This is a genomic window from Pseudomonas sp. Mb7 (assembly GCF_054790525.1).
In genome coordinates this window covers 2,321,760-2,346,088 of record NZ_CP186501.1, presented here as the reverse complement: position 1 = coordinate 2,346,088, position 24,329 = coordinate 2,321,760, and the positions used below count along the sequence as shown (strand labels likewise).

Below are 24,329 nucleotides of genomic sequence, written 5' to 3'. Positions count from 1 at the left end.
TGATTGCCAGAGTTACGCCGACTTGAAATACCGAGCTGGACTGAAATTCAGACGCAGATCAAAAGCCCCTCACCCTAGCCCTCTCCCGGAGGGAGAGGGAACTGTCCGAGGTGATTGCCAGAGTTACGCCGACTTGAAATACCGAGCTGGACTGAAATTCAGACGCAGATCAAAAACCCCTCACTCTAGCCCTCTCCCGGAGGGAGAGGGAACTGACCGAGGTGATTGCCAGAGTTACGCCGACTTGAAATACCGAGCCGAACTCAAATTCAGAAGCAGATCAAAAGCCCCTCACCCTAGCCCTCTCCCGGAGGGAGAGGGAACTGACCGAGGTGATTGCCAGAGTTACGCCGACTTGAAATACCGAGCTGGACTGAAATTCAGACGCAGATCAAAAGCCCCTCACCCTAGCCCTCTCGCGGAGGGAGAAGGAACTGACCGAGGTGATTGCCAGAGTTACGCCGACGTGAAATACCGAGCCGAACTCAAATTCAGAAGCAGATCAAAAGCCCCTCACCCTGGCCCTCTCCCGGAGGGAGAAGGAACTGATCTGAGGTGACCAAACCCAACCACACCCCGCCCCTCACCACTCCACAGGATGAGCGTTAGCTCGGCTGCAGCTCTTGATCTTGCCGTGCTGGCCCCTTCGGCAGGCTGAGTGGAGGGATTGATCCGGGGGTGGGAGCGCAGCGACCGTTTGGCGAAGCCAAACACAGCGAGAGGAGGTGCAGCGAAGCAAACCGTAGGCGCTGCGCCCGGATCGATCCCGGAGCGAAGGAACCCCGAGCCCCAGCGAGTGGGCCGAACGCCGGGGCCCAGCCTTTTGCTTACTTTTCGGCGTCTGGAAAAGTGAGTCGCTGTAAGAGCGAAACCGCCAGCCGCAACCCCCAAAAAAAACGGATATACACCCAAAACCCAAAGAACCTGGTCGGCCCAAAGGCCGCCAAGGCCAACCCCCAATCACAAGGAAAAGACAAATCCCCGACAAAATTTCTACATTTTTTCTTTCATGATTTGTCGTGCTGATACGTCTTGTTCTAGAGAGCGCAAAAAAACCACCCCGATCAGACTCTGAAAAGGAGTAATCGCATGTACAACTCGCAACTACCAACGGACGGTAGCCAGGCACCCAAAGGAGTTTCCATGAGCCCTCACGCGAGCGATTTCGGGCAACGCGTCGAGCGTCACGGCAACGAACGCATCCGCTTGCTGCTGAAAAGTTTCGGGCTGCGCACCAGCCTGATTCGTCTGAAAGTCATCGACGCCTTGCTGGTCGCCGCACAAAGCGAACGGCGCCTGGGCGTTCGCGGTGTCCACAGCCAATTGCTCGACCTGGATATTCCGCTGTCCTTCCTCAGTGTGCGCGAAGTGCTCAAGCGCCTGTGCGCCGAAGGTGTGATCACCTTCAATGACGACAAGAGCTACAGCCTGCATCCACAGGCTGCAGCTGTCCTCAACCACGATTGAAGCGTGCAGCCATCGCCGTCAAGGCTTGACCTTACGGCGCATCACACCGTTGATCACCACCACGATCACCGCCACACCGATGGCGACGAACTGAAACGTCTTCTCCGAAATCATGCCGGCATTTTGCAGCCAGGACAGGCCGAGCATGATGGCCAGGACCGACACGGCGATCAGAATCGAATAAATCAAGCGTTGCTTGTGGGTCATTGCGGCTTCCTGAAACTTTGAAATGTATCCGGTTTGTATCCGTTTGCATGCCATGCACTTACCGTTCTACGGGGATGCGCCGCTGCAATCGGGGTCTCATGTTACAGCCGATGAAGAGTTTTGGCTTCATGACGGCGTAACCATGAGGAATTTTCAAAATGCTGCGTCGAATCACCTGGCTGATTCCCATTCTTGCCCTGCTGACCCTGAGTGGCTGCATCATCTTCCCCCACGGCGGCTGGCATGACGATCACCACCGTTACTACCAGGGTGGCCCTGGTTATTACCAACATCGCTAGAACAGGATTGTTCGCCCTGCCCGCTTGCCAATGAACAGACCGTGGCAGGAAATCAACAAGTCCGATTAACTTCAAACAAAGCCCGCCCCGTTGCGGGCTTTTCTGTTTTTGCCAAATGCTTCTATAAATCGCTCTAACTTGTGCGCCGCGCTAAATCAAATCACTAAATAAGTTGCAAGCATTTGAAATCTAATGTCGCAGCAAAACAATAGGCTGGACGCACATCTGCAACTAATCTCTGGCAACTTCCTTTCACTCACTAACAGGAACGTTTATGCAGAGAACTCTTATACAGATCCGGCCGCAAAAAGCGCTCGGATTTTGTTTGGTGATCAGCGCGTTTGAACTTCTGACGTATATGGCCAGCGACTTGATCATGCCTGCGATGTTAAGCGTTACCACCGAACTTGATGCCGATGTGCGGCATGTACCGAACGCTTTCAATCTTTATCTGCTTGGCGGTGTCTGCCTGCAATGGCTGATTGGGCCGCTGTCCGATCAATGGGGGCGAAGGCGGGTATTGTTGATCGGCTGCGCGTTATTTGCGGTCGCCTGCGCGGGGGCCTACAGCACCGAAAGCATTGAAGCCTTCAATCTACTGCGACTGCTGCAGGGCATGGGCCTGGGTTTCGTTGTGGCGGTCAGTTATCCGGCCCTTCAGGAAGTGTTCTGTGAAGCGGATGCGGTGCGTTTGATGGCTCTGCTCGGCAATATCGCCCTGCTTTCACCCTTGATGGGGCCGCTACTGGGCATTCTGCTGCTGCAATGGTTGTCTTGGCGCGAATTGTTTCTGGGGCTGGGTCTGGCCGCGTCGATGGTCTGGCTGGGGCTTTTTGCCTGGATGCCGGAAACCGTCGGCGTCGCCCGTCGAGACGGACACAAGCAACCGGCCGTGCGTTTCTCCTTGCGCCAGACTTGCAAGCGTTATCGCGCCCTGTTCGGCAATCGCCGATTCCTCGCCGCCAGTTTGGCGCTGGGGCTGATGAGCCTGCCGCTGATCGCCTGGATCGGCCTGGCGCCATTGCTGCTGATCGAGTTGCTCGGGCTGACGCCGCTTGAATATGGCGTCTGGCAAATCCCGATTTTCTCTGCGGTGATTGTCGGCAATCTGATCCTTGACCGGTTGCTGATCACTCACGCCTTGCCGCAACTGATCCGCTTGGCGCTCTGGCCTTTTTGCCTGGGGCTTCTGGCCCTGATCGTCTGCGCACTGGCTGGCGCCGGACTCGGTCCGGTGGTCGCCAGTCTGGCGTTGTACGCAGTCGGATTGGGTATGAGCAATGCCGCGCTGTATCGGTTGGCGCTGTTTGCCAGTGATGACAGCAAAGGTCTGGTATCGGCACTGGTCGGGATGATTTCGATTGCCGTGATGGGCCTCGGCGGCTTGCTGATTGCTGCCATCGGCGGTGGCGCAAGGCTCGAGCTTTTCGCGCTTTGCGCCGCTTTCAGCGGCTTGATGTGTCTCCCTCTGTTGCAGGGTTTGTTGCAACGCACCCCTCCCGACTCCGCCTCTGCTCAGTAAAGGAATATTGAATGCATCACTTCCCCGCCAGCGATGCGCTTTGCGCGTTGCCACACCCCTATTGCCCGGATTCCGTGCCGGTGGGCCTGTTCGATCAGGCCATGACCGAGATCAGTCGGTTTCATTGCCGGCACACCCCCGGCTACGCCCATTGGCTGAACGCCAACGGCCTCGACGAACAGGACCTGGACAGTCTTGATGACTGGGCCCGTCTGCCGCCGATTCTGGCGAACTTCTTCAAACAGCAATTGCTGCTCAGTCCGACCGGAGAGCGCGCCCTGGAACTGACATCGTCCGGCACCAGCGGCCAGAAAAGCCGTATGCGCTATGACCCGCGCAGCCTCGCGGGCGCTCAGTTCATGGTCGAGCGGATCTTCAGTCATTACGGCTGGTACTCACCAGATACGCCTTGCAATTACCTGCTGCTGAGCTACGAACCGCAAGGTGCGATCACCTTGGGAACGTCGTATACCGATCAGTTCCTGTGCCGCTTTGCTCCCGTCAACCGCGTCGCCTACGCGTTACGCAGTAACGGCGACGGCCATCAATTCGATGTGTTCGGCGTCATCACGGCCCTGCAATCGTTCGCCGCAGAAGGCCTGCCCGTGCGCATTTTCGGTTTCCCGGCGTTCCTTTGGCAGACCCTGCAACACATGCAGGCCACCGGCGTGCCTGAGCTGAAACTGCCGGCAGGTTCGCTGGCATTTTTTGGCGGTGGCTGGAAAACCCGAGCCAGCGAGGAAATCCCCAAACAGCAATTGTATGGACGCATCGCCCGGCAACTGGGCATCGAAACCTCGCGGTGCCGCGACGGTTACGGTGCAGTCGAGCACGCCGTGCCGTACATCGAATGTGACCGGCATCATTTTCATGTGCCGGTTTACGCCAAGGCGTACGTGCGCAATGCGCAGGATTTTTCCATCCAGCCCTACGGCCAGCAAGGCTTGCTGGGATTCGTCTCGCCCTACATTTCGTCCAGCCCGGCGCATGCGGTGGTGATGAGCGATCTGGCGACGCTGCACCCGGGCTCAAGTTGCGGCTGTGGCCTCGCCAGCGACTGGTTCGAACTGCATGGCCGTGCGGGCACCACCGCCGGCAGGAGTTGCGCGATGGCCGCCTCCGAATTATTGGGGAGGCACTGACATGTACCTGCTCAACGGAGAGCTTTTCGCTGAAATTGACCTCGACAACGCACTGGCGCAACTGCATCAGACCTTGCCGCACCACCTCAGCACACCGCTGGATAGCGCCGTCGTTCTGACCGCCGCGGGCAACTTTGCGCGGCATCTGCACAGCGCCGAACTGCCGCTGGATGACGAACAACGCCTGGCGCTGATTGATTTCTGTCAGCCTCACGCCCTGCAAACCAAACTTGAACGCGAACTGGGTGATCAGGCCGATTCACTGCGGCGTGTTGATTATCAGCAATCGCGCTTTGAGCGCTGGAGCCCCTTGGGCCTGGTGGTTCACATCACCCCGGCCAACGCGCCGCTGCTGGCCTGCTGCGCCATGCTCGAAAGCCTGTTGGCCGGTAACCTCAACTGGCTACGCCCCAGCCGCAGCGACCAAGGCCTGACCGCGCGCCTGCTGCACGCATTGGTGCAATGCGACCCCAGCGGTCAACTATGCCATTACGTCGCGGTGTTACCCGTAGCCACGGAGCAGATCGGCCGCTTGTGCAAAATGGCCAATGGCGTATCGGCGTGGGGAGGCGAAACCGCGCTGCAAGCCATCCGCCAACAGTTGCCACCCGGATGCCGCTGGATCGACTGGGGGCACCGCATCAGTTTCGCCTACCTGACGCCAGACGCGGCCTCGCCGCCAGCACTGGACGCAATTGTCGATGAAGTCTGCCGACTGGACCAACAAGCTTGCTCCAGCCCGCAATGGTTGCTGGTCGACAGCGACGATCCCGCCGTTGTGCAAGGCATCGGCAGCGCACTGGCCGAGGCATTCGAGCGTCGCGTCGGGCAATGGCCGGCGCTGACTCCGACGGTTCAGGAAGCCAGCGAGATCACCAGCCATACCCTGATGGCGCGTCTGGGCCAAAGCTTTTCCGGCAGCACCGGGCAGGTCTGGAGCGCGACGGGCTGGCGGCTGATCTGGAGCCATGATCGGTTGCTTGCGCCTTCGCCGCTGTTTCGCACATTGCTGCTCAAACCACTGCCACGGGCGCGACTGACGCAAACACTGCTGCCTTGGCGCAACGTGTTACAGAGTTGCGCGCTGGTCTGCGGTGAGGCGCAGATCAATGAACTCGCACGCACATTGATTGCAGCGGGCGTCAGCCGAATTACGCCGATCAATGCGATCCATGACGGCTACGACGGCGAGCCCCACGACGGCGTTTACGCACTGCAACGCCTGAGCCGCCGCGTGTCGGTCAGCCTCGCGCCAACGCAGTTGCCCACCCACATGAACCTCGACGAGCCACCTTGCGCACTGACACTGACAGGTCTGCCGATCACCGACAAAGCAGCGTTTATCGGGCAACCGACGACAGCGGCGGCGCAGCTGTTTTTCCGCTCCGGCGGCAGCAGCGGCACACCGGCGCTGTCGGGCTTCAGTTACCGCGATTTTCAACGGCAAATGCGCGCGACGGCCGATGGGTTGTTCGCGGCGGGCCTTGATCCGCGCCGCGACAAGGTGATGAACCTGTTCTTCAGTGGCGGCTTGTACGGCGGCTTCTTCAGTTTTGCCAAAGTCCTGGAATTGCTGGGTGCGACGCACCTGCCCATGGGCGCGCCGGCCGACGATGATTACCGCGATATTGCGCAAGTGATCATCGAGCAGCGCGTGACCGTGCTGATCGGCATGCCCAGCACCCTGCATCGATTGTTCCTCAACGAGGGGCCGCGTCTGAGTCGTTATGGGGTGATTGAAAAGGTTTTCCTCGGCGGAGAGCACATCAGCGATCAGTGCCGCGAATTACTGCATCGCTGCGGCGTCGCCAGCATCCGTTCGGCGGTGTACGGCAGTGTCGATGCGGGGCCATTCGGGCATGCGTGCGCCGCCACCGGCGACGGCGTGTTTCATCTGATGGACGCTATCCAGCAGCTGGAAATCGTCGCACTGGAGCAGGACAAGCCGGTCATTGGCGATGAAGTCGGCCGTTTGCTGTTCACCTCCAAAGCACGTGAAGGCCAACAGGTGCAGCGCTATGAAGTCGGCGACACCGGCCGCTGGCTGCCCGGCGACTGCCCGTGCGGGCTGAGTTCGCCGCGTTTCGAATTGCTGCAACGACACGGCCGGCTGCTGCGCATCGGCAGCGATTTCATCTGTCTGAACGAACTCGCCCGGCACTTGCAGGCGCCGTTTCAGTTACACCTCGATCACGCCCCCGATGGCCTCGAGCGCCTGCTGATTCACAGCCCTGGCGAACCCGCAGACATTCTCTGCCGACTCGAGGGCTACGCGACGCTGGCGACACTCGTGCGCACCGGGCTTCTCACCGTGCAGGCGCAAACCTGTGAGCCGCAACATTTCGACAGAAACAAACACAGCGGAAAGATACCGCCAGTAATCGATTCGCGCCGTTAACAGCGATCGTCAGCCATGGCCAAAATAATTAACGAGAGCACCATGAATACAACAACAGAACTTGGCAAGTTGTTCGCTTTTGCCCGCGAACATTCAGCGTATTACGCCAGACATTTGCAAAACGTTGCGCCGCAGACAAACACCCTGGATGAACTTCCGGTAATTGATCCACAACAATACTGGGCAAGTAGCGAAAACCTGGAACAATGGCCGGTACTGACCTCAACGGTCGAACGCGCCCTGGTATTCAAGACCGGTGGAACAACCAGCGCCGGTAAACTTTCAGTATTTACCCGCGAAGAATGGCAGACACTTGTGCGGGACTTCGGCAGCCATCTCGCCGGTCAACTCAATCCCGGCGACCGGGTGGCGAACCTGTTTTTCGTCGGCGACCTGTACGCCAGTTTCATTTTTATCCACGACGCCCTGGCGCACGAACCGGCGGGTGTTACCGAATACCCGTTTACCGGCGACGTCGACCCTGCGGTGCTGGCCGACTCGATCCGCCAACACCGGATCAATGTGCTGGCCGGCGTACCCGCACAATTGCTGACATTCGCCGGCGTGCTGGAGCGTCAGGCGCGAACCCTGGGCGAAGTCGAGACAATCCTTTACGGCGGAGAAAGCCTGTTCACCGGACAATTGCAGGCGTTGCACCGGGTGTTTCCCAACGCGCGGATTGCCTCGATCGGTTACGCCAGTGTCGACGCCGGTTTCATCGGTGCCGCAAGCCGCGATTGCGCACTCGGCGAGCATCGGATGCTGGCCAGCCACAGCGTGCTGGAAATCGTCGATGAACACACCGGTGAAGTGATCGAAGAATGCGACCGAACCGGGCGACTGCTGATCACCAACCTCACCCGCCGACTGATGCCGCTGATCCGCTACCCCGTGGGTGATCTCGCTTGCTGGCGAGAGCCGGCTACCGCGTCGATGCGCAAGTTCGCCTTGATGGGCCGCAGCGCCAGCAGTCAGCGGGTGCGCGTGAGCAGCCTGACTCTGTTGATCGAAGACATTGCCGCAATCGTCGCACGCATCACCGCCAGCGACGACTGGCAACTGGTAATCAGCCAATCGGCCAACGTCGATATCGTATGCCTGAAATGGCTACCCGACACGCTGACGGCCGAGACCGCTGACGCCAACACGACCTTGCAGCGTGCACTGATCGAGCAATACCCGCTGATCATGCAACTCTGCGCTGAGCGCTTGATCGAGTTGCAGATTACCCATTGCACACCCGATGAACTCGCTCGCCATCCGCGTTCCGGCAAGCGCCAACGCGTCGTCGATCTGCGTGTCTACGCCACGCCCGGACCGGAGCAACGTCCATGGACAACTTGACGCTGCGCAGTTATCGCCGATCCGACGCCAGGGCGATCAGCCATCTGTTTCGGGAAATCTATGGCGACCACTACGTGCAGCCGCACGTGTATTTGCCGTTGATGATCAATCAGAACCATGGCGAGGGTCGCTGGCATTCGCTGGTGGCGGAATCCGGGAAAAAAATCCTCGGCCACGCCACGTTGTGCAGAAACGCGGGATCGCCTACGGCGGAACTGGCGTTGAGCGTGGTCCATCCGTCAACACGCGGGCAGAACATCGCGACGCAGTTGGGCATGCGGCTGTTGATCCATGCCCAGGCACTTGGTTGCCACGGCGTGACCATCAAACAGGTGACGCAGCATCTCTACACCCAACGCATGGCTGACCGACTCGGTTTTTGCAGCACCGGGTTGTTGCTTGACTACGTACCCTCACCGTTTGGCGAGCCACTGCCGGAGTCCATCGTCATCGGCTACACCCCTGTGGAAGGCTATCGCCGCCCGCTCCCGGCATTGTCCTGGCCGCAAAGCTGTCACGATTTCATGGCGCATTTGTGCGGCGTATACGGAACACACGACAAAGAAGCGCGTTGGGTGGGAGAGCCGATGCAGGTTGAACAATGCTCAGGACGTTATGACGTGGTGCTGAAAAAACTCGACGCCGGCTTGCTTCAACAGCTACGACGACTGCCCGAACACTGGATGATCTCGATCAGGCTAAGGCTGGCAACAGGCTTCGCCAATGCCGTGGATAGCCTGTCGGCAATGGGCTTCGTCTTCACCGGGATTGCCCCGAATGAACGGGGCGCTGGATGGTTGGCTTTGTTTCATCGAGGCTATCGCGCGCGATCGCTGGAGCTGCGCTGCCCACACCTGCAACGACTGCATGATCAGGCTCAACAACGCGTCGCAGCACGCTGAAGCGAGGCGTTGCCGGGTTCTTGCACATCAACCAGCCCGTTCAAACGTTGAGCGGGCTAAACGGTCAGCCTCAAGCTTTGGCTTTGACACCTTCATCGACCGGTTTCGCAGCGTTGCCTTCACCGTAGGTCTTGAGGTTCTGCAGGACATAGATCGCTTTCTTGAACTCGGGAATCAGACTCTGGCCGTAAGCGTTGCCATTGAGACCATTGTTCTGAATGGCGTCGAGCTGGGTCGCGAAATACTCCAGGGCGTTGAATTTGGCATCGATATCTTTGGTCACGCCAAAACGGTCGAACTTGTCACCGGCGTTCTTCAAGGTAAACGACGTGATCTCGGAGATCAGGCCGCGGCTGCGCAGCATCTCGCTCAGATTTCCCAATTGCTTTACCGAAACATTCGCAGGATCAAAGCCCTTGATGGCCTTGCGCATGCCCTGCTTGTCCATTTCAGCGGTATTCAGCGCGGTGGGATTGGTACCGACCTTGGTCAGCATCTGCTGCACTTTGATGCTCTGGGCCACTTGTTTTTTCGCGCCGGTGTTACGAACCATAACGCCTGCTTTGCTCTCCCAGCCGCCGACAATACCGATCGTCATGAGAAGACTCCCTGTGAAATGAACATAAAAAGTATCCGTATTGAACGGCAATAATGGACGCGAGTATCGGCGGGCGAATTGATGGCACCAACCTATTTCTGCACATTTTTACAATTCTTGTACATTCTCGATACAAAAGCCAATTAGCCCGTAACGACTGCCCCGAAGCTGTCATGGCAATGCAATGAAATTTGCTTTTTCGAGCGCTAATAGGCACTGATCAGCCGCTATGTATCAGCCATGGTACTGACCAGTCATCGGCACGCGCATTTTTTAGGACGCGAGTACCTAAAGCTTCCAGGCACCACGACGATACGCTGTAGATACCCGCACTGTTCTATCCCCGCCCCCTAATAAGAAACGCTGCTCAAGGACCGGTCTCCATGCCCGCATTCCGCACTATTCAGGCTCGCTACACGCTGTTTCTGGTTCTGTTCATCCTGCTGTTGTCGGTGTTGACCGTGGTCGGCATCAGCCAACTGGTCGCCCCCAAGTTGCGTCACACCGAAGAACAGGTGGTACTCAACCGCATCGCCGAAGTCGCCGAGCAGATTCAGGGCGAGTTGAACAAAGTGCAGGCGCAACAGCGCAGCATCACCCAGACCATCCCGCTGCTCGACAGCGCCGCCATCGACGCGGTGCTGCCAGGTCTGGTCGATCAATACGGCGAGCTCAAAGTATTCGGCGGCGGGATCTGGCCTCTGCCGGGGCAACGTGAAGCCGGGCGCAACAAATTCAGTACGTTCTGGCACCGCGATGCCTCGGGCAAACTCGCCGTCAACACGTTCTGGAACAGCGACGCGGCGCCCAACTATTACGACCAGAGCTGGTACAAGGGCGGCATGGCCACACCACGCGGTCAATGCGCCTGGGCGGCGGCGTATAAAGACGACGCCAGCGCCGAGCCGCGCACCAACTGCGCCATGGCCATCCAGAAAAACGGCAACGCGTGGGGCGTGTCGACGATTGACGTCACCCTCGGCTTCTTCAACGATCTGGTGGCGCGCAAGGAAAAAGACCTCAACGCCGAGATGCTGATCGTTGAAGCCGACGGCAAGATCATCAGTAACAGCTCGCGCATCAGTGGCCCGATCGTGCTGAAGAACATCAGCGAACTGGCCGGCACGTCGACTTTCGCCAGCCAGGTCAAAGCCGGGCTGCAAAGCCGCGATCAGGCGCAGCGCATCGAGTTCGATAACAACGGCGAAGCCAGCACGTTCTTCATGCGGCCGATTGAAGGCACGCCGTGGTTCCTGGCCACGGCGCTGCCGACGAAAATGCTCACCGCCCAGCGTGATGACGTCCTCAGCACCTTGAGCCTGTTGCAGATTCCACTGGTGATCCTGCTGGTGCTGTTGCAGGTCTACGCGATTCGTCAGTTGGTGCAACGCATGAAAGCCTTGAAAGCCAACATCGATTTGCTGTCCAGCGGCGATGCTGACCTGACCCGGCGCATCACCATTCGCGCCGAAGATGAACTTGGCGCCATCGGTCACTCGGTGAACACCTTTATTGCCTACCTGCAAAACATGATCGGTGAAGTCACCCAGGCTACCGGCGCCATGGCCTCCAGCCTGGATAACCTGCAACGCACCTCGGCACACACCAGCCAGATTCTGTTGCGTCATGCTTCGGAAACCGATCAGACCGTTACCGCCATCACCGAAATGAGTTCGACGGCAGAAAGCGTTGCGCAGAACGCCGCCGAAACCGCCGCGTTTACCCAGCGCGCCAATGAAAACGCCGACCGTTCGCGGGTGGTGGTGGGCGAAGCGACCAACAGCGTGGTCGCGTTGATCGATGAAGTGGCCAGTGCGACACACAAAGTTGAAAACATGCAGCAGGACGCCCAGCGCATCACCGAAATTCTCGGGGTGATCGGCGCGATTGCCGGGCAGACCAACCTGTTGGCGCTCAACGCGGCCATCGAAGCGGCACGCGCCGGTGAACAGGGCCGTGGTTTTGCCGTGGTTGCCGATGAAGTGCGTGCCCTCGCCGCGCGCACCCAGGCCAGCACCTCGGAAATCAACGAGATGTTGACGCGTCTGACTCAGGGCGTTAGCTCGTCGGTCAGCGCCATGGAAAACACCCAGGCCAGTTGTCAGTCCGCCGCCGACGCGACCGCACGGGTCAACTCCGGTCTGGATGAAATGGCCGGTTCGGTCAGCCACATCAACAGCCTCAGCACCCAGATCGCCACCGCCGCCGAGCAGCAAAGCGCCGTGACCGAAGAAATCAACCGCAGCATGGTGCAGATCCGCCACATGGTCGATGAGCTGGTGCAGAGTGGCAAAGCCAGCGAACTCAACACTCACCAGTTGCTTGAAGCCAACAGCCGGGTGAGCGCGATCATGGGGCGTTTCAAAGTGCGCTGATCGAAGCTCCCATAAGGGTTCTCTGCCCAACAGATAACCCTTGTGGGAGCGAGCCTGCTCGCGAAAGCGATCTTTCAGTCCCCGCTTCAGTGTTTGAACTACCGCATTCGCGAGCAGGCTCGCTCCCACAGGTTGGTGCTGCGTTTTGCAACAACTGGAAACATTGCGTTGATGCCCGGCGGCAAAAACCGGTCAAAATGCGTGCTTTCCGATTGTCACCCGAGCCGAGAATCCGTTATGCGAACCCACCTGCGTCTGCTCGCCCTGAGCGCCCTGTTCATCTCCGCAATGGCCCAGGCCGCCGACCTGATTCCGATCGAAGTCCATCGCGATGCCAATTGCGGCTGCTGCAAAAAATGGATCAGCCACCTCGAAGCCAATGGCTTCAAAGTCGAAGATCACGTCGAAAACGACATGAGCAGCTTCAAGCAGCAACATGGCGTACCGCCGCGTCTGGCCTCGTGCCACACCGCGATCATCAACGGCAAATTCGTCGAAGGCCATGTGCCCGCGGAACAGGTTCTGGCCCTGAGCAAGCGTGACGATCTGCTCGGCGTCGCCGCACCGGGCATGCCAATGGGCTCGCCGGGCATGGAAATGGACGGCATGAGTGATGCTTATCAGATTATCGGCCTGAAGAAAGACGGGGCTGACGTGGTCGTGGCGGATTACCCGGCCCATTGATCATCACGGCGTACGGCGGCCTGTTTCTCGCCGCTTTCGGCGCGGCGACCTTGTTGCCGCTGCAATCCGAGGCGTTGCTGGTTGGCCTGATCGTCAGCGAGCGTTACTGGCTGTGGGGGCTGCTGGCGGTGGCGACACTGGGCAACGTACTCGGCTCGCTGGTCAACTGGTGGCTGGGGCGCGGGATCGAGCGCTTTCAGGATCGGCGCTGGTTTCCGGTCAACCCCGCGCACATGACCAAAGCGCGCAAACACTATGAGCGCTACGGTCACTGGTCGTTGCTGCTGAGCTGGTTGCCGATCATTGGCGACCCCCTGACACTGATTGCCGGTGTCATGCGCGAACCACTCGGGCGCTTTCTGTTGATCGTCACCCTGGCCAAAGGTGCACGTTACGGCGTGCTGGCCCTGCTGACGCTGGGGTGGTTGGGTTGAACGTTCGGGCGCGGGCATTGCCTGTGTTTAACGTCGGCGTAATCCGCTCGTTCCAGCATCGGCCGATTTCAAACGGAGTTTGACCTTATGTCTGTCATGTTTTCCCGTTGGCTTCCCTCCCTGCTCCTCTGCGCCGCCCTGCCCCTGTCGGCGCAGGCTGCGACGTCAAGCGAAGCGACGCCGGAAGGCCCGGCCTATGGCCCGGAACTGCAAGGCTTCGATTATCCCTACACCCTTAAACACTTTGCCTTTCAGTCACAGGGCAAATCCCTGCAGATGGGTTACATGGACGTCGCCGCTCACGGCAAGGCCAACGGCCGCACTGTGGTGCTGATGCACGGCAAGAACTTTTGCGCAGCCACCTGGGACAGTTCGATCAAGGCCTTGAGCGAGGCCGGTTACCGGGTGGTCGCACCGGACCAGATCGGCTTTTGCACCTCCAGCAAACCCGACAACTATCAATACAGCTTTCAGCAACTGGCGACCAACACTCAGCAGTTGCTCAAAGCGCTGGGCATTCAAAAAGCCACGCTGCTCGGTCATTCCACCGGCGGCATGCTCGCCACGCGTTATGCCTTGCTGTTCCCCGAGCAGGTCGAGCAACTGGCGCTGGTCAACCCGATCGGCCTGGAAGACTGGAAAGCCCTCGGCGTGCCCTATCGCACCGTGGATCAGTGGTATCAGCGTGAGCTGAAAGTCACTGCCCAAGGCATCCGTGATTACGAACGCACCACTTACTACGACGGCCGCTGGAAACCGGAATTCGACCGTTGGGTAGACATGCTCGCCGGCCTGAGCAAAGGCCCGGGCAAGACTCAGGTCGCGTGGAACTCAGCGCTGATCTACGACATGATTTTCACCCAGCCGGTGTATTACGAGTTCAAGGACCTGAAGATGCCGACCCTGCTGCTGATCGGCACCTCCGACACCACGGCCATCGGCAAAGACCTCGCGCCGCCTGAGGTGAAAGCGAAAATCGGCCATTACGACGTACTCGGCAAACAAGTGGCCAAGCTGATCCCGCAGTCGACGCTGGTGGAATTTCCCGGCATGGGCCACGCGCCACAAATGGAAGAACCGGCACAGTTCCACAAGGCCTTGCTCGGCTGGCTGAATACAACCAATCCCGTTCGTTGATGAGGTAAGGCTGATGGCGGTGCAGATTGCAGTAATCGATGACTGGCAGGACGTGGCCCGCGACGTGGTCGACTGGTCGGTGCTCGATAGCCTCGGTGAGGTGACGTTCGAGCACGATTACCCGGCGGACAATGCCACACTGGCCGAGCGACTGGGCCGCTATCAGGTGATCTGCGTGATGCGCGAGCGCACGCGCTTCGATGAGGATTTGCTCAAGCGTTTGCCTCATCTGAAGTTGCTGGTCACCGGCGGCATGCGCAACGCAGCGCTGGATATGCAAGCGGCCGCCAGGCTGGGGATCAAGGTTTGCGGCACCGACAGTTACAAGCATGCCGCGCCGGAATTGACCTGGGCGCTGATCATGGCGGCCACGCGCAATCTGGTGAACGAAGCCAATGCCCTGCGCGACGGTCACTGGCAGCAAGGGCTGGGCGGCGATCTGCATGGCAAGACCCTCGGGATTTTGGGTCTTGGCAGCATCGGCCAGCGCGTCGCGCAGTTTGGCCAGGTGTTCGGCATGCGGGTGATTGCCTGGAGCGAAAACCTCACCGCCGAACGCGCTGAACAGGCTGGCGTGACGTACGTGAGCAAACAGGCATTGTTCGAACAGTCCGATGTGTTATCGGTGCATCTGGTGCTCAGCGAGCGCAGTCGCGGGCTGGTCGATGCGCAGGCACTGGGCTGGATGAAGCCGACGGCCCTGCTGGTCAACACCGCCCGCGGGCCGATTGTCGATGAGGCGGCGCTGATCAAGGCGTTGCAGAAACAGCAGATCGCCGGGGCGGCGCTGGACGTGTTCGAACAGGAACCGCTGCCCGCGATGCACCCGTTTCGAACGCTGGACAATGTACTGGCGACGCCGCATGTCGGGTATGTCAGCCGGCAGAACTATGAGCAGTTCTTTTCGCAGATGATCGAGGATATTCAGGCTTGGGTGGCTGGTCATCCAATCCGTGCGTTAAATTAACCCCCACTTTAGGAGCTGCCGAAGGCTGCGATCTTTTGATCTTCGCTTTTAAATGCAAAATCAAAAGATCGCAGCCTTCGGCAGCTCCTACAGGTGTTGTCTGTGGTCAGCCGATCAACTAATTGCCCGCACCACAACAGTGCAACCGCACTTCCCGCTAGCACAGAATCGTGACCGATCAGTCACCGTTTTAGCCCTCCCTCGCAGAAAAACCTGCACTTCGTCGGTGCGTTCCCCCCTCAAAAGCACGGTCGGCGTGGCCTGCCAACCGATTGTCGAACAATTTACCCATTTGCTCCGCCCCGCTCTAGGATCTGGCCTAGACTGACTTTCGCGGGGTAAAACCGACCGGTCACATCGCGGAAAAAAAGTCGAAACTTTTGCGCGCGGCGGCTGGTCATCTGAAAGACAGGGCCATAGCGACTGGTGCAATCCTTGCAACGGCCCGTTCACCCATTCTGCTTGCGCGTGTTGGGTAGCGTTTGCTCACCGATGCGTGGCGCGTTTGCGCCCGGCCACAGGACTTGGCCATGGACATCGCTTGTTCAAGACAAGAATCAGATCAACGAGACGGGAGATTCATATGATCAGTGCGGCATTGGAAATTCAGGGAGAGCGTGCTCAGCAGGCGGTTGGTGAATCGAGCACCATCAGTGTTCCTGGCAGCCGACAGATCAACATCCCCGGCACAAAAACGCTGACTCCGGTAGCGAGCCAGAACCCCAACAAGAAAAAAGTGTTGTTCGTCACCTCGGAAATCGCCGATCTGGTCAAGACCGGTGGTCTGGGTGACGTCTCCGCTGCACTGCCCCGGGCCATGGCCCATCTGCACGACGTGCGCGTGTTGATCCCCGGTTACCCGCAGGTGATGCACAGCGAAAACCCGATCCATATCATCGGCGAACTGGGTGGCCACGCAGCGCTGCCACCATGCAAGATCGGGCGCATGGACATGCCGGACGGTCTGGTCATCTACGTACTGATCTGCCCCGAACTCTACGAGCGCGAAGGTTCGCCCTACGGCGCCAACAACGGCCGCGACTGGCCGGATAACCACATTCGTTTCGCCCGCCTCGGTCTGGCCGCCGCCGACATCGCCGCCAACCTCGCGCAAATTCACTGGTGCCCGGATCTGGTGCACGCCCATGACTGGCCGGCCGGTCTCGCGCCTGCCTATATGCACTGGCGCGGGCAGCGTACGCCCACCCTGTTCACCATTCACAACCTCGCCTATCAAGGCGTGACCAGCCTCGGCTCCTGCCCGGAGCTGGGGATTCCAGCCCATGCCCTGCAACAGGAAGGCATGGAGTTCTACGGCAAAATGTCGTTCCTCAAGGCCGGCATGGCGTATTCAAGCCATATCACCACGGTCAGCGCCACTTATGCGCAGGAAATCACCACCCCGGATTTCGGCTGTGGCCTCGACGGTTTTCTCGCCGCCAAGACCCAGCAAGGTTTGCTCAGCGGCATCCCCAACGGCATCGATGAGAGCTGGGACGCTGCGACCGATCCGCACCTGTTTGCACCGTTTGCAATTGGCGACTGGGAAGGCAAAGCGATCAACGCCGCGCACGTGCGTGAGCTGTTCGGCCTCAACGATTCCACCGGACCGCTGTTCGCTGTGGTGTCGCGACTGGTCTACCAGAAAGGTCTGGACCTGACGATAGCGGTATCCGAATACATCGTGCAGAACGGAGGCCAGATCGCAATCATCGGTCGCGGCGAACCGGAAGAAGAACAAGCCATGCGCGAACTGGCGCTGCGCTTTCCTGGGCAGATCGGTGTGCGCATCGGCTTCAATGAAACCGACGCCCGGCGCATGTTCGCCGGCAGCGATTTCCTGCTGATGCCTTCGCGTTACGAGCCTTGCGGTTTGAGTCAGATGTACGCCCAGCGCTTCGGCTCGCTGCCGGTGGCGCGCAATACCGGCGGTCTGGCCGACACCATTGAAAACGGCGTCACCGGTTTCCTCTTCGATGAGTCCACCGCTGAAAGCTATCAAGAGGCCCTGAGCCGCGCGTTCAAGGTATTCGCCTTCCCCGAACTGCTCAACGCCATGCGTTGCCGCGCAATGGCTGCGCCGTTCAACTGGTGCAAAGCGGTTGAACCGTACGCCGAACTCTACGAACAACTGGTCGCCAAGGCGCTGGGTAAAGCTCACCACAAATAACCAGGGAGGTTCACCACGATGCCGTTACGGTCTACTGAAACCTGGCCCCACGGCGCGATCATGCTAGACGCCGAACACACGCAATTTGCGCTATGGGCGCCGGATGCGTTTTACGTGAGTGTCGAACTTGAAAACGGCCAGTCGCTGCCGATGCTGCCTCAGGCAGAGGGCTGGTTTGTGATCAAGGCCCGCTGTCCGGCGGGCACCCGCTACCGCTACAACATCGACGGCGAACTGGAGGTGCCTGACCCGGCCTCCAGAGCCCAGGATGGCGACCTCGACCGCCAGAGTGTGGTGGTCGATCCTCTGGCTTATCAATGGCGACACACGGCCTGGCACGGTCGGCCATGGAGCGAAGCAGTGATCTACGAGTTGCACGTCGGTGCGCTCGGTGGTTTCGCGGAAGTCGAACAACATCTGGCGCGCCTTGCAGGCCTGGGCGTCACCGCCATCGAACTGATGCCGCTGGCGCAGTTTCCCGGCGAGCGCAATTGGGGCTACGACGGTGTTTTGCCCTTCGCCCCGCAAGCCTCCTACGGTACGCCGGAACAACTCAAACACCTGATCGACAGCGCCCACGGCCATGGTCTGGCAGTAATTCTCGACGTGGTCTACAACCACTTCGGGCCGGACGGCAATTACCTGCACCGTTACGCCAAAGGCTTTTTTCGCGAAGACAAGCACACGCCGTGGGGCGCGGCGATCGATTTTCGTCGCAGCGAAGTGCGCGAGTTCTTCATCGAAAACGCGCTGATGTGGCTGCTCGAATACCGTTTCGACGGCCTGCGCCTCGACGCCGTGCATGCCATTGAGGATCCGGATTTTCTCAGCGAAATGGCCCGACGCATCCGCGCGCAGATCGATCCCAGTCGGCATGTCTGGCTGACCGTGGAAAACGAACTCAACCAGTCGAGCCTGCTGGAATACGACTACGACGCGCAGTGGAACGACGACGGCCATAACGCCCTGCACGTCCTGCTCACTGGCGAAACCGATGCGTACTACGCCGACTACGCCGCACAACCCACCGAACAATTGGTGCGCTGCCTCAGTCAGGGTTTTGTTTTCCAGGGCCACATCACCCGCCATGGCGAACCACGCGGCGAACCCAGCGAACACCTGCCCTCCACGGCGTTCGTGCTGTTCCTGCAAAACCACGATCAGATCGGCAACCGTGCGTTCGGCGAGCGCCTGCATCACCTGGCCGATCCGCGTGCCGTGCAGGCAGCGACCGTGTTGTTACTGCTGTCGCCGATGATTCCGCTGATGTTCATGGGCGATGAGTTCGCCGCCGAGCAGCCGTTCCTGTTTTTCACCAGTCATCACGGTGAACTGGCCAAGTTGGTGCGCGAGGGCCGCCGCAATGAATTCGCCGCGTTCAGTGCCTTCACCGATCCGCACAAACGCGAGCAGATTCCCGACCCGAACGCCGAAAAAACCTTTCACGCCTCACAGCCCAGGTTGATCGGCAATGGCAGCGTGAAACAGCAGGAAACCCTCACGCTGTACCAGAAGCTGCTGCAATTTCGCCATCAATACATCATTCCACATCTGTCCGGCACGCAAGCGCTCGGCGCCCATATGCTCGGTTATGGCGCGGTCAGTGCGCGCTGGCGTCTGGGCAATGGCAGCGAGCTGCGAATTGACCTGAACCTCAGCGACACGCCAGTGGTCAACCCTCCACAGACCGAGGCCGTGTGGTTGTTTCAACAGCCATCCAGCGTCGATCTATCGGAATCGGGCGAACTGCCCGCGTATTGCGCGCTTGTCAGCCTCACGGCCGCAACCCCTTTGCAACCTCTGGATGGAGAGCGCCTATGAGCGATGCGCAACTGGAAATACTTGCAAGCCGCGCCGGCCTTGCCGTCGACTGGATCGACGCCAACGGCCGCCCGCAAAAAGTCGCCCCGGCGGTGCTGCGCAATGTTCTGATCGGACTCGGCCACCCCGCCAGCACCGCGCAGGAAATCGACGCCAGCCTGCTGGAACTGCAAGCTGCCCAACAAGACCGGCACTTGCCGCCGCTGCTGACCAGCGATGTCGGCGTCGGCCTCGATCTGGGTCGGTATTTCGCCCCGCAAACCCCGTGCGAAATCCACCTTGAAGACGGCTCGCGGCTGGACCTGAAACTGGACTCTGAAGCGGTACTGCCGGGACTGATTCCGGTCGGCTATCAACAGGTGCACATCGGCGATCAATACTTCACCTTGGCCGTGGCGCCTGAGCGTTGCTTCAGTGTCGGCGATGCGGTGGATAATCCGATTCCGCGTGTTTGGGGTCTGAGTGCGCAACTGTATTCGCTGCGCCGCCCCGGCGACGGCGGCTTCGGTGACACCCAAGCGTTGGAGGATCTGGTCCGCGTGGCCGGTGAACGCGGCGCCGATGCGCTGGCAATCAGCCCATTGCACGCCATGTTCAGCGCCGATACCGGACGCTACAGTCCTTATTCGCCGTCCAGTCGTCTGTTCCTCAATCCCCTGTACGCCGCCCCCGGCGCAATTCTCGGTGAGCGCGCTTTGCGCGATGCGATCGACGCAACCGGCCTGGCCGAGCAGTTTGCGCAACTGGAAGACCTGACCCTGATCGACTGGCCAAGCGCCGCCGACGCCAAGCAAAAACTCTTGCAAGCGTTGTACGAAGGTTTCATCGCCGGTGACCACCCACTGCACCCGGACTTCGGCAGTTTCCGCCATGCCGGTGGCGAAGCACTGGAAAACCACTGCCGTTTCGAAGCGATTCAGGAAATGCGCGCCGCCCGTGGTGAAAACCTCGACTGGCGGCAATGGCCGGAACACTGGCACGACCCACGCGGCGCAGCGCTCGAAGCGTTTGCCGAGGAATATGCCGAACGCATCGGCTACTTCGCTTTTTGCCAATGGCTGATCCACCGTTGCCTGGAGCGCGCGCAAACCGCTGCACGCAGCGCCGGCATGGGCATTGGCCTGATCGCCGATCTGGCGGTGGGTGCCGATGGCGCCGGGAGCCAGGCCTGGAGTTTCCAGGATGAATTGCTCGCGTCGCTGACCGTGGGTGCGCCGCCGGACATTCTCAATCGCTCGGGCCAGGGCTGGGGCATTTCCGCATTCTCGCCGGAAGGTCTGATTCGCAATGGCTTTCGTGCCTTCATCGACATGCTGCGCGCCAACTTCGCCCATGCCGGCGGCTTGCGCATTGACCATGTGATGGGCCTGCAACGCTTGTGGGTGATCCCCAACGGTGCGGCGCCGGCCGATGGCGCGTACCTGTATTACCCGGTCGATGACTTGCTGCGATTGCTGACCCTCGAATCCCATCGCCACCAGGCCATCGTCCTCGGTGAAGACCTCGGCACGGTGCCCGATGGCCTGCGTGAAGAGCTGCATCGCCCGCTCCATGCTCGGCATGCGCGTGCTGCTGTTCGAGCAGGACAACACCTTTTTCAAACCGATTCTCGACTGGCCGGACAACGCCTTGGCAACCACCAGCACCCACGATCTGCCGACGCTCAACGGCTGGTGGCATGGCCGTGATATCGACTGGAACGCACGCTTGGGTTTTGTCGATGCCAACGGTGAAATCGAATGGCGGCATCACCGCCAGCGTGAGCGCGAAGGCCTGCGCAACGCGTTGAGCCAGGACCCGCAAAACTTTCGCGAGGAATCCCACGAGGCCGATCAAGTGGTCGATGCCGCTGTGCGTTTCCTCGGCCACACCCGCGCGCCGTTGGTGCTGTTGCCGCTGGAAGATGCGCTGGGCATCAATGAACAGGCGAATCTGCCCGGCACGATCGACACCCATCCGAACTGGTCACGGCGTTTGCCCGGCACCAGTGAAGCGCTGCTCGATGGCGCGGATGCGGCGCGACGTCTGGAACTGCTCGCTTGCGCGCGCCTGCAGGCTGCCGAGCGTGACCAATGAACCAAACGCTCATCCAGCCCCTGCGTGCGACATTGCGCCTGCAATTTCATAAAGGTTTTACCCTCGAACACGCGGTGCCATTGGTGCCGTACTTCGCCCGGCTCGGCATCAGCCATATTTATGCCTCGCCGCTGCTCGCAGCGCGGGCCGGTTCGATGCACGGCTACGACGTGGTGGACCCGACCCACGTCAACCCGGAACTTGGCGGCGAGCCGGCGTTACGGCGCTTGGTCAGCACGTTGCGCGAACACAACATGGGCCTGATCCTCGACATCGTCTCCAACCACATGGCGGTCGGTGGCAGCGACAACCCGTGGTGGCTTGATCTGCTGGAATGGGGACGGCTGAGTCCTTATGGCGAGTTCTTCGACATTCAATGGCATTCGCCGGACCCACTGATGGAAGGCCAGTTGCTGCTGCCGTTCCTCGGCAGCGATTACGGCGTAGCCTTGCAGGAAGGCACGCTGAAACTGCACTTCAATGCGCAGACCGGCAGTTTCCATGTCGAGCACTACGACCATCACTTCCCGGTGTGCCCGAATGATTACCCTGAGCTGCTGAAATCCGCGGATGCACTGAAGCCGTTGGCCGATCGCTTCGGCGCCCTCAGCTATCAGACCGATGCCCATTCACTGGCGATGCCGCTGAAAGAACAACTGCGGCAACAGGCGACAGACCCGCAGATCCTCGAAGCGATCCAGAACAACCTGCAGCACTACGACTCGACCACCGAAGACGGCTTCCACAAACTGCATGAGTTGCTCGAACGTCAAAGCTATCGCCTGGCGAGTTGGCGCACGGCGGCTGACGACATCAACTGGCGGCGCTTTTTCGATATCAACGAACTCGGCGGGCTGCGTGTTGAGCGTCCGGCAGTGTTCGAAGCCACCCACGGCAAGATCTTCCAGTTGATTGCCGAAGGGCTGGTCGACGGTTTGCGCATCGACCACATCGACGGTCTCGCCGACCCGCGCGGTTACTGCCGAAAACTGCGCCGCCGGGTTGATCTGCTGGCGCCGGGCAGGCATCTGCCGATCTACGTCGAGAAGATCCTCGGCGCCGGCGAAACCCTGCACCGCGACTGGGCGGTGGATGGCACCACCGGTTATGAATTCATGAATCAGCTGTCGCTGCTGCAACACGACCCGGACGGCGAATTTGTGCTCGGTGACCTCTGGCAACGGCGTACCGAACGTCCGGCCGCGTTCATCGAGGAAGCGCAACTGGCGCGCCAGCAGATCCTCAACGGCTCGCTCGCCAGCGATTGCGAAAGCGTCGCCCAGGCGCTGCTGCAAGTCGCCCGCGATGACCTGATGACCCGCGACCTGACCCTCGGGGCGATCCGCCGAGTGCTGCAAGCGTTGATCGTGCACTTCCCGGTGTATCGCACGTACATCAGCGCCATGGGCCGCTCCGCGCAGGATGAAAAGTTCTTCCAGCAGGCCATGGACGGCGCGCGACAGAGCCTCGGTGAAGGCGACTGGACGGTGCTCGACTGCGTTGCCGCCTGGCTTGGCGGTACGCCATGGCGGCGTAAACCGCGCGGGCGTTCGCGCAAGATTCTCAAGCATGCCTGCGTACGCTTTCAGCAACTGACCTCACCGGCAGCGGCCAAAGCCGTGGAAGACACCGCGCTGTATCGTTCCGCCGTGCTGCTGTCGCGCAATGACGTCGGCTACAACACCGAACAGTTCAGCGCTCCGCTCAGCGACTTTCATGCGGTCAATCAACAACGGCTGAGTGAATTCCCCGACAACTTGCTGGCCACCGCGACCCACGATCACAAACGTGGTGAAGACACCCGCGCACGTCTGGCCGTACTCAGTGAACGCAGCCATTGGTACGCCGAGCAGATCGAGCTGTGGCGCGCCCTCGCCCGTCCGGTGCGGGTGGATGATCAGATGCCATCGAGCGGCGATGAGCTGATTCTCTATCAAGCGTTGCTGGGCAGTTGGCCGCTGCAACTGCGTGACGACGACCAGGCGGGTTTCGCCGATTACGCCAAGCGCATCTGGCAATGGCAACAGAAAGCCCTGCGTGAAGCCAAGCTGCAAAGCAGTTGGAGCGCACCGAGCGAAAGCTACGAAAACGCCGCGCAAGCGTTCACCGAAAAACTCCTCACCGGTGAGGAAGGCGAACTGCTGCGCACCGCGCTGAGCAAGACCGTCAACAGCATCGCCGCCGCCGGCGCGCTCAATGGCTTGGCGCAAACCTTGCTGCGCATGACCGTGCCGGGTGTGCCCGATTTGTATCAGGGCAATGAGTTCTGGGACTTCAGCCTGGTCGATCCGGACAACCGCCGGCCGGTGGATTACGCCGCTCGCGAACACGCTTTGCAGGAGCCATTGCCACCTGTGGAGTTGCTGGCGAACTGGCGTGACGGGCGTATCAAGCAAGCCTTGATTGCCCAAGTGCTGAACCTGCGCGTGGAGTATGCCGAGCTGTTCCGCCGGGGCAGCTACCAGGCCCTGGAAGTGCTCGGCAGCCAGGCGCACAACGTGCTCGCGTTTGCCCGTGAGCACGCGGGTAAGCAGGCCATCGTGATCGTGCCGGTCCGTTGCGCGACCCTGCTGGAAAACGGTGCTGTACCTCAGGTCGATGCGCTGCGCTGGGGCGATACGCGAGTGGTTTTACCGTTCGCCGCCTCTGCGACAAACCTGAAGGGACTTTTTTCAAGCAGCGCAGTCACAAAAAACAGGGAGCTGAATATCAGCGACGCGCTGGGGGATGTCCCGGTCAATCTCTTTATCCAACACTTAACGTAAGCATGAGTTCAGTTCAGGAGC

16 protein-coding genes and 3 pseudogenes are annotated in these 24,329 nt (G+C 60.0%); 17 read left to right on the top strand and 2 right to left on the bottom strand.

Annotation, left to right across the window (positions count from 1 at the left end; translation table 11 throughout):
- The first annotated feature begins 1,089 nt into the window (after positions 1-1,089).
- Complete coding sequence (locus tag ACOYXH_RS10745) at positions 1,090-1,467, top strand: fe2+ zn2+ uptake regulation protein (RefSeq protein WP_093432884.1); 378 nt, start codon at positions 1,090-1,092, stop codon at positions 1,465-1,467.
- Between the two features lie 18 nt (positions 1,468-1,485).
- Here the strand turns inward: ACOYXH_RS10745 and ACOYXH_RS10740 are convergent, their stop codons facing one another.
- Complete coding sequence (locus ACOYXH_RS10740; RefSeq protein WP_038363103.1) at positions 1,486-1,674, bottom strand: hypothetical protein; 189 nt, start codon at positions 1,672-1,674, stop codon at positions 1,486-1,488.
- 158 nt (positions 1,675-1,832) lie between these two features.
- Between ACOYXH_RS10740 and ACOYXH_RS10735 the strand changes: the two genes are divergently transcribed.
- From ACOYXH_RS10735 to ACOYXH_RS10710, 6 genes are all read left to right on the top strand, one after another.
- Positions 1,833-1,973: a hypothetical protein gene (locus tag ACOYXH_RS10735; RefSeq protein ID WP_176471331.1), complete on the top strand. Its 141-nt coding sequence runs from the start codon at positions 1,833-1,835 to the stop codon at positions 1,971-1,973.
- Positions 1,974-2,247: 274 nt separating this feature from the next.
- On the top strand, positions 2,248-3,495 hold the full coding sequence (locus ACOYXH_RS10730; protein WP_095050746.1) for an MdfA family multidrug efflux MFS transporter: 1,248 nt from the start codon (positions 2,248-2,250) through the stop codon (positions 3,493-3,495).
- Positions 3,496-3,506: 11 nt separating this feature from the next.
- Positions 3,507-4,637: a LuxE/PaaK family acyltransferase gene (locus ACOYXH_RS10725; protein WP_095050745.1), complete on the top strand. Its 1,131-nt coding sequence runs from the start codon at positions 3,507-3,509 to the stop codon at positions 4,635-4,637.
- A gap of 1 nt (position 4,638) precedes the next feature.
- Entirely contained in the window at positions 4,639-7,035 is a 2,397-nt protein-coding gene (locus ACOYXH_RS10720) for an acyl-CoA reductase (protein ID WP_460410668.1), read from the top strand.
- A 42-nt stretch (positions 7,036-7,077) separates the two neighbouring features.
- Positions 7,078-8,379 carry a phenylacetate--CoA ligase family protein gene (locus ACOYXH_RS10715; protein WP_095126266.1) on the top strand — a complete coding sequence of 434 codons (1,302 nt, stop codon included), beginning with the start codon at positions 7,078-7,080 and terminating at the stop codon, positions 8,377-8,379.
- Complete coding sequence (locus ACOYXH_RS10710; protein ID WP_095050742.1) at positions 8,367-9,281, top strand: GNAT family N-acetyltransferase; 915 nt, start codon at positions 8,367-8,369, stop codon at positions 9,279-9,281. Before ACOYXH_RS10715 ends, ACOYXH_RS10710 begins: the two co-directional genes overlap by 13 nt.
- Before the next feature lie 70 nt (positions 9,282-9,351).
- Here ACOYXH_RS10710 and ACOYXH_RS10705 read toward each other — a convergent pair whose 3' ends face one another.
- The gene (locus ACOYXH_RS10705) at positions 9,352-9,879 is read right to left on the bottom strand and encodes a hypothetical protein (RefSeq protein WP_007918129.1); all 528 of its coding nucleotides are present in this window, start codon (positions 9,877-9,879) and stop codon (positions 9,352-9,354) included.
- A 383-nt stretch (positions 9,880-10,262) separates the two neighbouring features.
- On the opposite strand from ACOYXH_RS10705, the pseudogene ACOYXH_RS10700 reads away from it, so the two are divergent.
- From ACOYXH_RS10700 to ACOYXH_RS10655, 10 genes and pseudogenes are all read left to right on the top strand, one after another.
- Positions 10,263-11,393, top strand: a pseudogene (locus ACOYXH_RS10700) (HAMP domain-containing protein); the annotation flags it as partial.
- Between the two features lie 333 nt (positions 11,394-11,726).
- A pseudogene (locus ACOYXH_RS10695) lies at positions 11,727-12,254 on the top strand (methyl-accepting chemotaxis protein); the annotation flags it as partial.
- A gap of 237 nt (positions 12,255-12,491) precedes the next feature.
- The gene (locus ACOYXH_RS10690) at positions 12,492-12,938 is read left to right on the top strand and encodes a DUF411 domain-containing protein (protein WP_095050740.1); all 447 of its coding nucleotides are present in this window, start codon (positions 12,492-12,494) and stop codon (positions 12,936-12,938) included.
- Entirely contained in the window at positions 12,938-13,372 is a 435-nt protein-coding gene (locus ACOYXH_RS10685) for a YqaA family protein (RefSeq protein ID WP_320414526.1), read from the top strand. Before ACOYXH_RS10690 ends, ACOYXH_RS10685 begins: the two co-directional genes overlap by 1 nt.
- Positions 13,373-13,459: 87 nt before the next feature.
- Positions 13,460-14,509: an alpha/beta fold hydrolase gene (locus tag ACOYXH_RS10680; RefSeq protein ID WP_320414426.1), complete on the top strand. Its 1,050-nt coding sequence runs from the start codon at positions 13,460-13,462 to the stop codon at positions 14,507-14,509.
- A 13-nt stretch (positions 14,510-14,522) separates the two neighbouring features.
- Entirely contained in the window at positions 14,523-15,476 is a 954-nt protein-coding gene (locus tag ACOYXH_RS10675; protein ID WP_095050738.1) for a D-2-hydroxyacid dehydrogenase family protein, read from the top strand.
- Between the two features lie 583 nt (positions 15,477-16,059).
- Positions 16,060-17,646 (top strand): glycogen synthase GlgA, encoded by a 1,587-nt coding sequence (glgA, locus tag ACOYXH_RS10670; RefSeq protein WP_095050737.1) that lies wholly within the window; start codon positions 16,060-16,062, stop codon positions 17,644-17,646.
- A gap of 18 nt (positions 17,647-17,664) precedes the next feature.
- On the top strand, positions 17,665-19,467 hold the full coding sequence (gene treZ, locus ACOYXH_RS10665) for a malto-oligosyltrehalose trehalohydrolase (RefSeq protein WP_095050736.1): 1,803 nt from the start codon (positions 17,665-17,667) through the stop codon (positions 19,465-19,467).
- Positions 19,464-21,543: pseudogene (gene malQ / locus ACOYXH_RS10660) on the top strand (4-alpha-glucanotransferase). The gene treZ and the pseudogene malQ overlap by 4 nt, the downstream one beginning before the upstream one ends.
- The gene (locus ACOYXH_RS10655; RefSeq protein ID WP_460410666.1) at positions 21,540-24,308 is read left to right on the top strand and encodes a malto-oligosyltrehalose synthase; all 2,769 of its coding nucleotides are present in this window, start codon (positions 21,540-21,542) and stop codon (positions 24,306-24,308) included. Before malQ ends, ACOYXH_RS10655 begins: the two are co-directional and overlap by 4 nt.
- Positions 24,309-24,329: the final 21 nt, after the last annotated feature.

Excerpts from the sequence above, each read along its gene's own strand:
- glgA (WP_095050737.1), top strand. The coding sequence starts at position 16,060 with ATGATCAGTGCGGCATTGGAAATTCAGGGAGAGCGTGCTCAGCAGGCG.
- ACOYXH_RS10690 (WP_095050740.1), top strand. The coding sequence starts at position 12,492 with ATGCGAACCCACCTGCGTCTGCTCGCCCTGAGCGCCCTGTTCATCTCC.
- ACOYXH_RS10715 (WP_095126266.1), top strand. The coding sequence starts at position 7,078 with ATGAATACAACAACAGAACTTGGCAAGTTGTTCGCTTTTGCCCGCGAA.
- ACOYXH_RS10745 (WP_093432884.1), top strand. The coding sequence starts at position 1,090 with ATGTACAACTCGCAACTACCAACGGACGGTAGCCAGGCACCCAAAGGA.
- ACOYXH_RS10675 (WP_095050738.1), top strand. The coding sequence starts at position 14,523 with ATGGCGGTGCAGATTGCAGTAATCGATGACTGGCAGGACGTGGCCCGC.
- ACOYXH_RS10720 (WP_460410668.1), top strand. The coding sequence starts at position 4,639 with ATGTACCTGCTCAACGGAGAGCTTTTCGCTGAAATTGACCTCGACAAC.
- ACOYXH_RS10705 (WP_007918129.1), bottom strand. The coding sequence starts at position 9,879 with ATGACGATCGGTATTGTCGGCGGCTGGGAGAGCAAAGCAGGCGTTATG.
- ACOYXH_RS10725 (WP_095050745.1), top strand. The coding sequence starts at position 3,507 with ATGCATCACTTCCCCGCCAGCGATGCGCTTTGCGCGTTGCCACACCCC.
- ACOYXH_RS10655 (WP_460410666.1), top strand. The coding sequence starts at position 21,540 with ATGAACCAAACGCTCATCCAGCCCCTGCGTGCGACATTGCGCCTGCAA.
- ACOYXH_RS10680 (WP_320414426.1), top strand. The coding sequence starts at position 13,460 with ATGTCTGTCATGTTTTCCCGTTGGCTTCCCTCCCTGCTCCTCTGCGCC.
- ACOYXH_RS10710 (WP_095050742.1), top strand. The coding sequence starts at position 8,367 with ATGGACAACTTGACGCTGCGCAGTTATCGCCGATCCGACGCCAGGGCG.
- treZ (WP_095050736.1), top strand. The coding sequence starts at position 17,665 with ATGCCGTTACGGTCTACTGAAACCTGGCCCCACGGCGCGATCATGCTA.
- ACOYXH_RS10735 (WP_176471331.1), top strand. The coding sequence starts at position 1,833 with ATGCTGCGTCGAATCACCTGGCTGATTCCCATTCTTGCCCTGCTGACC.
- ACOYXH_RS10730 (WP_095050746.1), top strand. The coding sequence starts at position 2,248 with ATGCAGAGAACTCTTATACAGATCCGGCCGCAAAAAGCGCTCGGATTT.
- ACOYXH_RS10740 (WP_038363103.1), bottom strand. The coding sequence starts at position 1,674 with ATGACCCACAAGCAACGCTTGATTTATTCGATTCTGATCGCCGTGTCG.